This window comes from Erythrobacter sp. WG (genome assembly GCF_026586795.1).
Classification (GTDB): Bacteria; Pseudomonadota; Alphaproteobacteria; order Sphingomonadales; family Sphingomonadaceae; genus Erythrobacter.
Map to the genome: position 1 here is coordinate 64,588 of NZ_JAPFGY010000004.1, position 11,984 is coordinate 76,571.

An 11,984-nucleotide genomic window follows, 5' to 3' on the forward strand; every position below is an offset into this window, starting at 1 on the left:
CGCGGAATCAGCGGATTGCAGACTTCGCTTTGGGCAGCCCCGGCTGATGAGCGCAGCTCGGATTGTTCGGGTCGTATGAGAAGGACGTGGGTGTGATGGCACAACTTGGTAACGCGATGAGCCTTGGCGGAGCCCTCTTCATAGTGCCAGTGCTGGCCACGCGGGCCTTCGTCGGAGCCACATGGCTTGAGGTTGCGATTGCGATACCGCTTTACTGGTTGTTGCTCATGCTCCTGCTCGGCTTCGGACGGATCGATCAGGAAGTATTGGGTTTCACCTTGATCGTATCCATGTTTACGTCATGGGCCGGGGTGCCCCTTGTCACATTGGTTCTTCGGCGGTTTTCCATCCCGCAAATGTTCTTGTAGTTTCTGCCCCATCTCAGCCGAGTCCATTATGACCGATACTCCCACACCCCTTCCCATGCGCGCCGCGATCATCCCCGTGACGCCGCTCCAGCAGAACTGCTCGCTGATCTGGTGCACTAGGACCATGAAGGGCGCGCTGGTCGATCCGGGCGGGGATCTGGACAAGCTCAAGGAAGGTGTCGCCAAGGCCGGGGTGACGCTCGAGAAGCTGCTCGTCACTCACGGGCACCTCGACCATTGCGGGCAGGCGGGGATGCTGGCCGACGAACTGGGCCTGCCCATTGAAGGCCCGCACGAGGATGACCGCTTCTGGATCGATCAGCTCGACGATGACGGCCCGCGCTGGGGGATGGTGGCGAAGAGCTTCACGCCGACCCGCTGGCTGAAGCACGGCGACACGGTGACGGTGGGGGAACTCACCCTCGATGTGATCCACTGCCCCGGCCACACGCCCGGCCACGTGGTGTTCTTCCACGCGCCCAGCCGCTTCGCCATCGTCGGCGATGTGCTGTTCCAGGGCTCGATCGGCCGCACCGACTTCCCGCGCGGCAATCACCAGGACCTCATCGACAGCATCACCCAGCGCCTCTGGCCCTTGGGCGAGGACGTGACGTTCATCCCCGGCCACGGCCCGACGAGCACCTTTGGGCGCGAGCGCAAGACCAATGCGTTTGTGAGCGATTACGCGCTGAGCTGATAATCCTCCCCTTAAGGGCAGGGGGGACCACCGGAGGTGGTGGAGGGGCAGGGGCCACTTTCCGGAGAGCCGCACCCGCCACGCCACCATGCTGCGCCCTTCGGCTGGCTGGCAAAGCCAGCCGCTCAGGACAGGCATGGTCCCCCTCTTTCAAGGGAGAGGATCACAGCACCCCCATCACGATCAGGATCGCCACCACCGCTAGGCCCAGCTGCACCAGCATCGTCATCAGCGTGCCGACCATCCGTCCGATCTGCGCCTTGCCGCCGTCCATGCCGAAGCCGTGGGCGATGCGGCCGATGAAATAGGCCGCCGCCAGGTAGGCCAGCCACCAGCTGCCACGCCCGGCGAGCTCGATCGCCGCGATCAGCAGCAGCACGAAGCCGGTGTTCTCGACATAGTTCAATTGCGCGCGCATCCGCCGTTGCAGCGCCTCGCTGCCGCCGTCGCCGACATTGATCTGTAGCGCAGTGCGCAAGGCGCCGATGCGGATGCCCAGCCACAGGTTGAGCACGGCGGCGGCCGCCGCCGCGGCGAGCGTCACAGGAAGCACGATCATGGCAGATATCCCTCGTTGATGGCCGCCCCGTGCTAGGAGGGGCTCGCCCGGCTTGCAACGCAGGAATTTTTCGCTATAGCGCGCGCCTTCCCGCCGCTGCTGGCCAAGGAACACGTGCACCTGCTGCTGCTTGTGCGCGCACGCTCCTTGCCGTAAGGGCGGCCGTCGAGAATCGCAGCGCCAGCCCGCGCTACACGTCAGTAATTCGAGGAAATGGTGCCGCCATGGCTGTCCCCAAGAGAAAAGTATCGCCCTCCCGCCGCGGTATGCGTCGCTCGCACGATGCGCTGAAGGTCGAGGCCTTTCACGAATGCCCCAACTGCGGTGAATTGAAGCGCCCGCACAACATCTGCGGCCACTGCGGCTACTACAACGGGCGCCAGGTCGTCGCCGTCGGCTGAGTGCCGCGAGGCGACGTGACACAGCGGAGACCAGCACGATGAGCCTGCCCCGTATCGCGGTCGATGCGATGGGCGGCGATGAAGGCGTGCGCGTGATGGTCGAGGGCGCGGCCCTCGCGCGCCGTCGGCACGAGGGCTTCAAGTTCCTGCTGGTCGGCGATCAGGCGCGGATCGAGGCTGCGCTCGACAATCACCCGAACCTGCGCGCGGCTTCCGAAATCCTCCACTGCGACGATGTGGTGGGCGGCGACGAGCTCCCCAGCAAGGCGATCCGCCGCGCCAAGACCACGTCGATGGGGCTTGCCGTCAATGCGGTGAAGACCGGCGATGCGGGCGCGGCTGTCAGCGCAGGCAACACCGGCGCGTTGATGGCGATGAGCAAGCTCGCCCTCAGAACCATGCCCGGCATCGACCGGCCGGCGCTCGCCGCGATCATGCCGACGCTGCAATCGCACGACGTGGTGATGCTCGACCTCGGCGCCAACACCGAGGCTGATGCGAGGAACCTCGTCCAGTATGCGGTGATGGGCGCAGCCTATTCGCGCATCGTCAACGGCTTCGAGCGGCCCGTCGTGCGCCTCCTCAACATCGGCACCGAGGAGATCAAGGGCACCGAGGAACTGCGCGAGGCCGCCGCGATCCTCGCCGCCGCCTCGGCCGAGGGCGAGGGCGGGCTCGCGCTCCAGTTCGACGGCTTCGTCGAGAGCGACAAGATCAACCGCGGCGAGACCCACGTGGTCGTCACCGACGGCTTCTCGGGCAATATCGCATTGAAGGCGATCGAAGGATCGGCGCGCTTCGTGACCGATCTGCTGCGCCAGGCTTTCACCTCCTCGCTGCGCTCCAAGATCGGCTTCCTCGTCTCGCGCCCGGCGACCGAGCTTCTCAGGCACCACCTCGATCCCAACAACCACAACGGCGCGGTCTTCCTGGGGTTGAACGGCGTGGTGGTGAAGAGCCACGGCAGCGCCACCGCCAAGGGCGTCGCCCATGCGGTCGCGGTGACCGCGCGGCTGCTCGAGAACAAGCTCACCGAACGCATCGCGCAGGATCTCTCGCGGCTCGGCGAAGGCACCCTGCGCCGCAGCCCGCGCGCCGCCGCGGCCGTAGCCCCGCCCGCGCCCGACAGCGAGGCGACTGCGTGACCGGTTCGCGCCTGCTCGGCACCGGTTCGGCACTGCCGCGCAGGATCGTCACCAACGCGGAGCTGGCGACACGGGTCGACACCTCGGATGAATGGATCACCGCGCGCACCGGCATCCGCCAGCGCCACATCGCCGGGGACGACGAGACCACCGCCACCCTTGCCACCGCCGCCGCCCGCGCGGCGCTCGTCGATGCGGGGGTCGAGGCGTCGAGCATCGGTCTGATCGTGCTCGCCACCGCCACCCCCGACAACACCTTCCCCGCCACCGCCACGAAGGTGCAGGCCGCGCTCGGCTGCCAGGGCGGGGTCGCCTTCGACGTCGCGGCGGTGTGCTCGGGCTTTCTCTATGCGCTCGCTACCGCCGATTCGCTGCTCAAGACCGGCATGGCGCGCCGCGCGCTGGTGATCGGCGCGGAAACCTTCAGCCGGATCCTCGACTGGGAGGACCGCACCACCTGCGTGCTGTTCGGCGACGGGGCGGGAGCGGTGGTGCTCGAGGCCCCGTCCGGGGATGGCGGGGGCGCCGGGATCCTCGGCACGAAGCTCCATTCGGACGGCGACCACCACGATCTGCTCTATGTCGACGGCGGCCCGTCGAGCACGCAGACCGTCGGCCATGTGCGGATGCGCGGGCAGGAAGTGTTCCGCCACGCGGTCGTCAACCTGTCCGCCGTGCTCAAGGAAGTCCTTGAGGACACGGGGTTTGTTCCGGCCGACCTCGACTGGGTCGTGCCCCACCAGGCCAACGCCCGGATCCTCGATGCCACCGCGAGGAAGCTCGGTATCGCGCCCGAGAAGGTGGTCGTCACCGTGCAGGATCACGCCAACACCTCGGCCGCCTCGGTCCCTCTCGCGCTCGACGTCGCGCGCAAGGACGGGCGCATCAAGGCGGGCGATCTCGTCATGCTCGAAGCGATGGGCGGCGGCTTCACCTGGGGGGCGAGCCTGATCCGGATGTAAGCCGGAAACAGGTCCTCGCTTGTCTCTTTTGCTAACAGGTTTGCGGAAAACACAATAAACCGCACAGCATCACTTTGCAAAACGGCGCAAAAACCGTAAGCGATACGCCTTCTTTCGGGTCGCTTCCGCGAAGGAGATTTCGCATGATGCGTTCGGTTGGCACTTTGACCCGCGCCGATCTGGCGGAGACCATCAATCGCAAGATGGGCTTCAGCCGCGCGGAATCGCTCGATCTGGTCGAGGCGATCCTCGGCAAGATGAGCGATGCGCTCGCCCGGGGGGAGAACGTGAAGATTTCCGGCTTCGGCAGCTTCGTGCTGCGCGACAAGAACGAACGGGTCGGCCGCAATCCCAAGACCGGGATCGAGGTGCCGATCACCCCGCGGCGGGTGATGACCTTCCGCGCCAGCCAGCTCCTGAAGGAGCGGATCGCCAAGGGGTGATCCTGAAGGAGGCGAGGCCTGATGAGCGCTTTCGATGACGGCAAGGATGCAGGCGCGCTGCGCACCATCGGCGAGGTCAGCGAGGCGCTCGGCATCCGCCCTCACGTGCTGCGCTATTGGGAGGCGCAGTTCCCGCTGCTGAAGCCGCTCAAGCGCAGCGGCGGGCGGCGCTACTACCGACCCGCCGATGTCGAACTGATCAAGACCATCGACCGGCTGGTCAACCGCGAGGGCTACACCCTGAAGGGTGCCGAGGCGGTGCTGCGCGCCGCCGCCCGCTCCCCCCTCGACCGCCGCGGCGGGGAGCGCCGCGCAGGCGACCGGCGCGCCGAGGAGGGCGAGGATGCGGCGCCCGGCGTCAGGCTGATGGTCTCCGAAGGCCCGGACATGGACGAGATCATCGCGGGCCTGAAAGCGGTCCGCGCCAAGCTCGCGGCGGCGCTGGGGGGCTGACCTACTCCGCCGCCAGCAGCGCCGCTTCGCCCAGATCGACGCTCACCAGCCGCGAGACGCCCTTTTCCGCCATCGTGACGCCGAACAATCGGTGCATCCGGCTCATCGTCACCGCGTTGTGGGTGACGATCAGATAGCGGGTGGTGGTGGTCGCGACCATCGATTCCAGCAGATCGCAGAAGCGCTCGACATTCGCGTCGTCCAATGGCGCGTCGACCTCGTCGAGGACGCAGATCGGCGCGGGGTTGGTGAGGAACAGAGCGAAGATCAGCGCGGTCGCGGTCAGCGCCTGTTCGCCCCCCGACAGCAGCGAGAGGGATTGCAGCCGCTTGCCCGGCGGCTGGGCGTAGATCTCGAGCCCGGCCTCCAGCGGATCGTCCGAATCGACCAGCGCAAGGTGTGCGCTCCCGCCCTCGAACAACCGGGTGAACAGCAAGCGGAAATGTCCGTCCACCGCCTCGAAGGCGGCGCGCAGCCGCTCGCGGCCCTCGCGGTTGAGGCTGCCGATCGATCCGCGCAGCCGCGCGATCGCCTCGACCAATTCGGCCTGCTCCTCGGCGCTCGATCCGTGCTCGGCCTCGATCCGGGCGAGCTCGTCGGCGGCGACGAGGTTGACCGGGCCGATCCGCTCGCGCGCGGCGGTGAGCTTTTCGAGCTCCGCGGATTCCTCGGAAGCCGGGGCGAGGCTGTCCTCGGCAAAGCCGAAGCGGTCCGGCAGGTGCGGCGGCGGGCACTGAAAACGCTCGCCCGAGATGCGGCCCATCTCGGCGCGGCGCAGTTCCTCGTTCTCGGCGCGCGCGACGAGGCTGGCGCGGGCTTCGCGGGCCTGGGCGAGCACTTCGGTGATCTGCGCGAGCGCGGTGTCGACGGCGCGGCTTCGCGTCTCGGCCTCGCGCATCACGGCCTCGGCGGCGGCGAGTTCCGCGGCCAGACGATTGCGGGTGTCCTCGCCCGCTTCGATCTCGGCGACGAGTGCGACGGGCTTGGCGGCGTGGACGGCGTGTTCCTCGGCGATTTCCGCCAGCCGCCGGGTGGTTTCGGCCATGCGCCGTTCGGCATCGGAGGCACGCGCCTGCCAGCCGGCGTGATCGGCTTGCTGCCCGGCAAGCCGCTCGCGGGCGACGGCAAGCGCCTGATCCTGCGCGGCAAGCTCGGCGAGCGCGGCCTGCACCGCAGAGCGCGCGGCGGCATTCCTGGCCTGCGCCGCCTCGAGCGCCTGCCGACCCGCATCCCGGGCCGGCAGCGTTTCCCGCGCGGCGCAGGCGGTGGCGACCTCGCTTCGGGCAGCGGCCAGCTGGCCGTCGATATCCGAGGCGCTGGCCGCCAGTTCGGCGAGGCGCGCGGCGAGGCGTTCCCTGGCGGCCTCGGCCTGATCGAGGCGGCGGAGCGCCTGCCGCTCGGCCTCGCTGGCGCCCGCGATCTCCCGTTCCCGTGCGATCAAGGCGGTCTGGAGCGCGGAGAGTTCCTCGCGCACCGCCTTGTCCTCGGCTTCGGCGGCGGCGGCAGCTTCGCGCAAGGGGGGGAGGGCGGCGTCCAGTTCGGCGAAGCGGTTCGCGGCCTCGAGCTGCGCGGCCTCGGCGGCGCCTTCCCCGCGGGCGACGAAACCGTCCCAGCGGCGCAAGTGCCCGGCGCGCGTCACCAGCCATTCGCCCGGCGCGAGGGCGCGACCATCGTCCGTCTCGACACAATGCACCAGCGCGAGGCGGGCGGCGAGTTGGTCGGGACATTGCGAGAGGCGCTTGGCGAGACTGTCCGCCACCGGCGTGGGCGCGGCCGCTCCCGTCCAGAACCGCCCGTCGGGTGTCCCCGCAGGCGCGCCCAGCGGCGATTTCCCGTCACGCCCCAGCACCGCGGCGAGCGCGCGTTCGTAGCCGGGGGTCACGGTCACGCGGTCGAGCGGCGTCGCCATGCCCTGCCTCCCGGCCTCGCGCTTGGCGCGCGCCTCGCGGTCGCGGGCGAGGGCGGCGTGTTCGCGCTCCACCCCGGCCAGTTCGGCGCGCGCGGCGGCGAGGGCGCTCGCGACTTCGTCGCGTCGCGATTGCAGGTCGGCCTTGCGTGCCTGATCCTCGGCGAGCTTTGCGCGCAGTCGCGCGAGGTCGTCGGCAGCTTCGTCGGCCGCATCGCGCGCGGCGATGACATCGGCTTCGGGGTCGCCCGCGCTCTCGAGTTCGGCGCGGGTGCGGGCGATGCGCGCGGCCTCGGCCTCGATCCGGGCGAGGCGGCTTTGCGCCTGATCGACCGCGGCTTCGGCGACCCGCCACTCGGCCTCGACCCCGGCCTGATCGGCGGTCGCTTTCGCCAGGGCGAGTTCGGCGGCGCGGCTGGCGCGCTCGCGGTCCTCGGCCTTCGCGGCGAGGCCCGGGCGTGCGGCTTCGGCGGCGGTGACGGCCTCGCGGCTCGCGGCGACCTCGTCGGAGAGGCGGGCCAGCGCCTCGACCGCCGCGCCGGTCAGCCGGTCGGCATCGGAGCGGTCCTCCTCCAGCCGCTTCCTTTGCCGGGCCAGATCGGCAAGCCGTGCCTCGGCCGCCTCGAGCTTTTCGGCCAGCGCGGCCATGCGGTGCCCGTGCGCGCTGGCGTCGTCGCGGCGGTCGGCGAGTTCGTCGCGCGCTTCGGACAGCGCCAGAGCGGCCGCCGCCTGTTCCTTCTGCGCAATCTCGACCGCGCCTTGCGCCTCGGCGACCTTGGCCTCGGCCGCCTCCGCCGCCGCGCGCGCTGCCTTGGCTGCGGCGGCCGCCTCGCGCCAGCGGGCGAAGAGCAGCCGCGCCTCGGCGGCCTGGATCCGGGTGGTGAGTTCGGTGTAGCGCTCGGCCTGCTTGGCCTGGCGCCTCAGACTGGCAATTTGCGCGTCGAGGCCTGCCATCAGATCCTCGAGCCGCGCAAGGTTCGCCTCGGCGGCGCGCAGCTTGCTCTCGGCATCCTTGCGCCGCACGTGAAGCCCGGCGATCCCTGCGGCCTCCTCCAGCATCGCGCGGCGCTCGGCCGGCCTTGCGGCGATCACCTGCGCGATCTTGCCCTGGCTGACGAGCGCCGGGGAATGCGCGCCCGTGGCGGCATCGGCGAAGGTCAGCGCCACGTCCTTGGCGCGCACGTCGCGGCCGTTGACGCGGTAGGCGCTGCCCGCCCCGCGCTCGATCCGGCGGGTGACGACCAGCTCCTCATCCCGGTCGTCGGAGGCGTGGAGCACCACTTCGGCAAAGTCGCGGGGTGGCCGCGTGGAGGTGCCCGCGAAGATCACGTCCTCCATCCCGCCCGACCGCATCGACTTGGCCGAGGTCTCCCCCATGACCCAGCGGATCGCTTCGAGCAGGTTCGACTTGCCGCAGCCGTTGGGGCCGACGACGCCGGTCAGCCCGGGCTCGATGCGCAGTTCCGCCGGCTCGACGAAGCTCTTGAAGCCGCTGAGCTTGAGCCGGTGGATCTGCATCGGCCGATCTGGCGCCCCCGCCCGTCAGCCTCAGCGCGCGCCGGCGCGCTGGAGCTGCGGTTCGACCTCGGCCCAGCTCGAGCCTTCGATCTTGCTGCCGTTGAGCGTGAAGGTCGGCGTCTGGGTGATGCCGTCTTCCGTGCCGTAGGCCTCGGAGACCTTGGACAGGCGCTCGAGCGAGGCGAAGTCGGCGAGGCAAGTGCGCGCCTGGTCTTCGCTGATGCCGCGTGCGGCGAAGAATTCGTAGAGGCCGGTGATCGTGCCGAACTGCACGTAGCGCTGGTTTTCGGGCAGGGCGTTGATGTTCTGGATCGCCGCCTGGTTGGCATAGGCGCGCTCCTGGATCGGGCCGAGGTTGGCCCAGATCTGGTCGGCGAGCGGCAGCGCGGCTTCGGGCGCGGAACAGCCGATCAGGCGGGTCAGCGCGAGATCGAGGGGCCCGTGGATGATGAAGCTGCGGAACTCGAAGCTGACGCGGCCCGAATTGACGTATTTCGCCATCAGCGGCTCCATGCCTTGCTCGGCGAAGTTCGCGCAGGCCGGGCAGGTGAGCGAGCCGTATTCGACGAGCTTCAGCGGCGCATCGGGATTGCCGACGCGGTAACCGCCCTTGTCGGTGGTGGCGACCGTCTGTGCCCAGGTGGTGCCCGCAGGCGGCGCGACCACCGGCAGCGGCTCGCTGCTGGCGGCGGGGCCATCGGCATTGTCGCCGCAGGCCGCGAGCAGCATCGGGGCGAGAAGCATCAGGCACAGGGAAAAGAGGCGGGTCAGGGTCATCTTCGTCGAAATCCTCGGGGGGTTGTCGGGCGGCAGGATAGCCGTGCAGGCGCCCTTGCAGCAAGCATGGAGGCGCCGGGCTGTGAACAAGTCTCCTCAGGGGGTGCGCTTGGCAAAGCGCGCGGATAGGACGGGGTAGAGCGCCTCCCAGTCGTGGACGCCCGCAAGCGGCTTGCCGTCGAGCGCGAAAGCCGGGAGGCGGGCGCCAAGGGGAGTGGCCGCCTTGCGCAGCATCGCGGCGGCGGCATCGTCGGACACGCAGGCGTCGAGCGCGGCGGTGGACCGGCCGGACCTCGCCAGCAGCGCGGTGAGGCCGAGCGCGTTGGCGGCGTTCATTCGCGCCGCCTTGTCGGCGCGTTCCCAAATCGCCTGCTGGCTGGCCGGGGCGCCGCGCGCCTTGGCGAGCCAGCGGCCCTGCGCGGCCATGAGCGCCCGGTGGCGCGCCCGGAACCCCGCCGGATCGCCGCACCGGGCGAGCAGGGTGGCCGTGATGTCGAGGCCATTGCGGATCGCGGGCCGCAGCTCGAGGCTCATCTCGCCCGGCATGACCAGCACGAGATCGAGCGCCTGCTCGCCGCGCGCGGTGAAATCGGCGCATTCGGGACAGGTGTAGCTCAAGGTGGCGGTGAGGCGGCCCTTGGCCTCGGGGTTGCCGATCAGGAAGCCGCCTTCGGGCGTGGGGCTGACGATGGTCTGCCACTTGCCCGCGCGGCTCTTGGGCGCAAAGCTGCTGCCGGGGCGCGCGAGGTCGGGCTTGCTCTGCTGCTTCTGCTGCTGCTGCTGCGCGCCCGCGGTCACGGCCAGCACCAGCGCCAGCGCGGCGGCGGTGCCCGGCAGGGGGTGCCGCCTCACGCCTCGCCTTCGGGAGGCGTCTGGGGCTCGCTCGCCGACAGGCTGCGGGCGAGGCTTTCGAGCACGGTGCGCAATTCGGGGTCACCGATGTCGCGCAGGCTGTCGCCGAGTTCGAGCGGGATCGGCTTCAGGGACGGCGGGGGCTTGGCGGGCTTGTCGGCGGCGGGCGGCGTGACCGTGCCTTGCCTGAGCTTGACGCGGGCGACGGCGCGGTAGCCGAAGAAGCAGTTCACTCGCTCGATGATCTCGGGGATCACCTGTTCGATCAGCGGCGCATGGGCCGGGACGACGACGAGCTGGAGGATGCCCTCGGCCTTCTCGCCCGGAGGAAAGCGGATCGCCTCGGGGCTGCACACGCGCGCGTGTCGGGGGCCGACGATCTCGGGCCAGCGGGTGACGACCGAGCTTTGCACGAAGCCGAAGCGGCGGAAGGCGGTGCGGCCGATCTCGGGCATGAGATCGCCGATCGCCCTGGCCCCCTGGCCGCGGGGCCGGGCATAAGGTTTGGGGGCGCCTTTGCGGCCTGCCGCTTCGCTCCTTGAGGCCGGGGGGGTCTTGTCGCTTTTCATGGGTGAGGCGGCCATGCCATAGGCGGCGCGTGACCGCCAGCATCTCCGCCCTGCTTCTCGACTGGTACGACAGGAACGCCCGCGACCTGCCGTGGCGCCATCCGCCGGGCGCAGCCCTGCCGCAGGACCCGGACTGGCCCTACCGCGTGTGGCTGTCCGAGGTGATGCTCCAGCAGACCACGGTGGCGGCGGTGAAGCCCTACTTCGCCAAGTTCGTGAGCACCTGGCCGAGTGTGGAAGCGCTCGCCGCGGCGCCGGAGGATGACGTCATGGCGGCGTGGGCTGGGCTCGGCTACTATTCGCGCGCCCGCAATCTCGTGAAATGCGCGAAGGCGGTGGCGGAGCGGGGCGGGTTTCCGGGCAGCGAGGCGGAGCTTCGCAAGCTCCCCGGCCTCGGCGACTACACCGCCGCAGCGATCGCCGCGATTGCCTTCGGCCAGCGCGCGGTGGTGGTCGATGCCAATGTCGAGCGGGTGGTGGCGCGGCTCTTCGCGATTGGCGATCCGCTGCCGGGGGCGAGGAAGGCGATCCGCGCGGCGACCAGCAGCATCACGCCGGACAGGCGCGCCGGGGACTTCGCGCAAGGGATGATGGATCTGGGCTCCCACATCTGCACCACGAAGGCGCCGCGCTGCCTCATCTGCCCGCTCGCCGATCCCTGCGAAGCGCGCCGCCAGGGCGAGCCCGAGCGCCTGCCGGTCAAGCCGAGGAAGAAGCCGGTGCCCGAACGGCGCGGCACCGCCTTCTGGATCACGCGCCCTAATCCTTCAGACGGGGGGAGCGAGGTGTGGCTCGTCACCCGCCCCGGCACCGGGATGCTCGGCGGGATGCGTGCGCTGCCCGACGACGGCTGGAGCGCACGCGCCGATGGCTCGGGCGAGCCGCCGCTGGAGGGTGAATGGCGCAGCCTCGGCGCGGTGCGGCACGGCTTCACCCATGCGAGCCTGACGCTCGCAGTGCTGGCGCTGGAAACGGGCGAGACGCCGCCGGGCGAGGGGCAGTGGTGGCCGCTCGCAAGGATCGGCGAGGCGGGGCTCGCCACCCTCTTCGCGAAGGCCGCCGCCCTCGCGATGGCGGGTTAGAGCAGGCCGCCGCCGAGCGACAGGCGCACCGCCGCGATCAGCAGCACGACGAGGCAGAAATTGCGCCCGCCGGTCTTGGACGACAGCGCGCCGAGGATGATCCCGACCACGATCAGCGGCAGGGCGAACCAGTTCGCCCAGCCCAGGAGCGGGATCTGCGCGGGGATGACGATCACCAGGCTGACAAGGCCGATGAGGAAAGCGAGGGCGTTCAGCATCTGTCTTATATGGATAAGGCACCCCGCCATTGCA

General features: G+C 70.1%; 14 protein-coding genes. 8 read left to right on the forward strand and 6 right to left on the reverse strand.

The window, feature by feature from the left end; all coding sequences use genetic code 11:
- The first annotated feature begins 95 nt into the window (after positions 1-95).
- The gene (locus OPU67_RS03210) at positions 96-368 is read left to right on the forward strand and encodes a hypothetical protein (protein ID WP_267617517.1); all 273 of its coding nucleotides are present in this window, start codon (positions 96-98) and stop codon (positions 366-368) included.
- 28 nt (positions 369-396) lie between these two features.
- Complete coding sequence (locus OPU67_RS03215; protein ID WP_324255331.1) at positions 397-1,065, forward strand: MBL fold metallo-hydrolase; 669 nt, start codon at positions 397-399, stop codon at positions 1,063-1,065.
- A 163-nt stretch (positions 1,066-1,228) separates the two neighbouring features.
- Here the strand turns inward: OPU67_RS03215 and OPU67_RS03220 are convergent, their stop codons facing one another.
- Complete coding sequence (locus OPU67_RS03220) at positions 1,229-1,624, reverse strand: MAPEG family protein (RefSeq protein WP_267617518.1); 396 nt, start codon at positions 1,622-1,624, stop codon at positions 1,229-1,231.
- Positions 1,625-1,848: 224 nt separating this feature from the next.
- On the opposite strand from OPU67_RS03220, the gene rpmF reads away from it, so the two are divergent.
- The 5 genes from rpmF (at position 1,849) to OPU67_RS03245 (ending at position 5,028) form a co-directional block, all read left to right on the forward strand.
- Entirely contained in the window at positions 1,849-2,025 is a 177-nt protein-coding gene (gene rpmF, locus OPU67_RS03225; protein WP_267617519.1) for a 50S ribosomal protein L32, read from the forward strand.
- A 38-nt stretch (positions 2,026-2,063) separates the two neighbouring features.
- Positions 2,064-3,170, forward strand: a complete 1,107-nt coding sequence (gene plsX / locus OPU67_RS03230; protein WP_267617520.1) for a phosphate acyltransferase PlsX — start codon at positions 2,064-2,066, stop codon at positions 3,168-3,170.
- Entirely contained in the window at positions 3,167-4,132 is a 966-nt protein-coding gene (locus OPU67_RS03235) for a beta-ketoacyl-ACP synthase III (RefSeq protein WP_267617521.1), read from the forward strand. Before plsX ends, OPU67_RS03235 begins: the two co-directional genes overlap by 4 nt.
- A gap of 143 nt (positions 4,133-4,275) precedes the next feature.
- Entirely contained in the window at positions 4,276-4,575 is a 300-nt protein-coding gene (locus tag OPU67_RS03240; protein ID WP_267617523.1) for an integration host factor subunit alpha, read from the forward strand.
- A 21-nt stretch (positions 4,576-4,596) separates the two neighbouring features.
- A complete protein-coding gene (locus OPU67_RS03245; protein WP_267617525.1) occupies positions 4,597-5,028 on the forward strand; it encodes a MerR family transcriptional regulator in 432 nt (143 codons plus the stop codon).
- Position 5,029: 1 nt separating this feature from the next.
- On the opposite strand, the gene OPU67_RS03250 is transcribed toward OPU67_RS03245, so the two are convergent.
- The 4 genes from OPU67_RS03250 to OPU67_RS03265 all read right to left on the reverse strand — a co-directional run bounded on the left by OPU67_RS03250 (position 5,030) and on the right by OPU67_RS03265 (position 10,665).
- Complete coding sequence (locus tag OPU67_RS03250; RefSeq protein ID WP_267617527.1) at positions 5,030-8,452, reverse strand: chromosome segregation SMC family protein; 3,423 nt, start codon at positions 8,450-8,452, stop codon at positions 5,030-5,032.
- Positions 8,453-8,482: 30 nt separating this feature from the next.
- Complete coding sequence (locus tag OPU67_RS03255) at positions 8,483-9,229, reverse strand: DsbA family protein (RefSeq protein WP_267617528.1); 747 nt, start codon at positions 9,227-9,229, stop codon at positions 8,483-8,485.
- A gap of 96 nt (positions 9,230-9,325) precedes the next feature.
- Positions 9,326-10,081 carry a DsbA family protein gene (locus OPU67_RS03260; protein ID WP_267617529.1) on the reverse strand — a complete coding sequence of 252 codons (756 nt, stop codon included), beginning with the start codon at positions 10,079-10,081 and terminating at the stop codon, positions 9,326-9,328.
- Entirely contained in the window at positions 10,078-10,665 is a 588-nt protein-coding gene (locus OPU67_RS03265) for a DUF721 domain-containing protein (RefSeq protein WP_267617530.1), read from the reverse strand. The genes OPU67_RS03260 and OPU67_RS03265 overlap by 4 nt, the downstream gene beginning before the upstream one ends.
- Before the next feature lie 14 nt (positions 10,666-10,679).
- On the opposite strand from OPU67_RS03265, the gene OPU67_RS03270 reads away from it, so the two are divergent.
- The gene (locus tag OPU67_RS03270; protein ID WP_267617531.1) at positions 10,680-11,732 is read left to right on the forward strand and encodes an A/G-specific adenine glycosylase; all 1,053 of its coding nucleotides are present in this window, start codon (positions 10,680-10,682) and stop codon (positions 11,730-11,732) included.
- On the opposite strand, the gene OPU67_RS03275 is transcribed toward OPU67_RS03270, so the two are convergent.
- Positions 11,729-11,950: a hypothetical protein gene (locus OPU67_RS03275; RefSeq protein ID WP_267617532.1), complete on the reverse strand. Its 222-nt coding sequence runs from the start codon at positions 11,948-11,950 to the stop codon at positions 11,729-11,731. The two genes, OPU67_RS03270 and OPU67_RS03275, sit on opposite strands and share 4 nt — an antisense overlap.
- Positions 11,951-11,984 lie beyond the last annotated feature (34 nt).

Coding starts and splice junctions, on each gene's coding strand:
- OPU67_RS03250 (WP_267617527.1), bottom strand. CDS start 8,452: ATGCAGATCCACCGGCTCAAGCTCAGCGGCTTCAAGAGCTTCGTCGAG.
- OPU67_RS03220 (WP_267617518.1), bottom strand. CDS start 1,624: ATGATCGTGCTTCCTGTGACGCTCGCCGCGGCGGCGGCCGCCGCCGTG.
- OPU67_RS03255 (WP_267617528.1), bottom strand. CDS start 9,229: ATGACCCTGACCCGCCTCTTTTCCCTGTGCCTGATGCTTCTCGCCCCG.
- OPU67_RS03275 (WP_267617532.1), bottom strand. CDS start 11,950: ATGCTGAACGCCCTCGCTTTCCTCATCGGCCTTGTCAGCCTGGTGATC.
- OPU67_RS03215 (WP_324255331.1), top strand. CDS start 397: ATGACCGATACTCCCACACCCCTTCCCATGCGCGCCGCGATCATCCCC.
- OPU67_RS03245 (WP_267617525.1), top strand. CDS start 4,597: ATGAGCGCTTTCGATGACGGCAAGGATGCAGGCGCGCTGCGCACCATC.
- rpmF (WP_267617519.1), top strand. CDS start 1,849: ATGGCTGTCCCCAAGAGAAAAGTATCGCCCTCCCGCCGCGGTATGCGT.
- OPU67_RS03265 (WP_267617530.1), bottom strand. CDS start 10,665: ATGGCCGCCTCACCCATGAAAAGCGACAAGACCCCCCCGGCCTCAAGG.
- OPU67_RS03210 (WP_267617517.1), top strand. CDS start 96: ATGGCACAACTTGGTAACGCGATGAGCCTTGGCGGAGCCCTCTTCATA.
- OPU67_RS03240 (WP_267617523.1), top strand. CDS start 4,276: ATGATGCGTTCGGTTGGCACTTTGACCCGCGCCGATCTGGCGGAGACC.
- plsX (WP_267617520.1), top strand. CDS start 2,064: ATGAGCCTGCCCCGTATCGCGGTCGATGCGATGGGCGGCGATGAAGGC.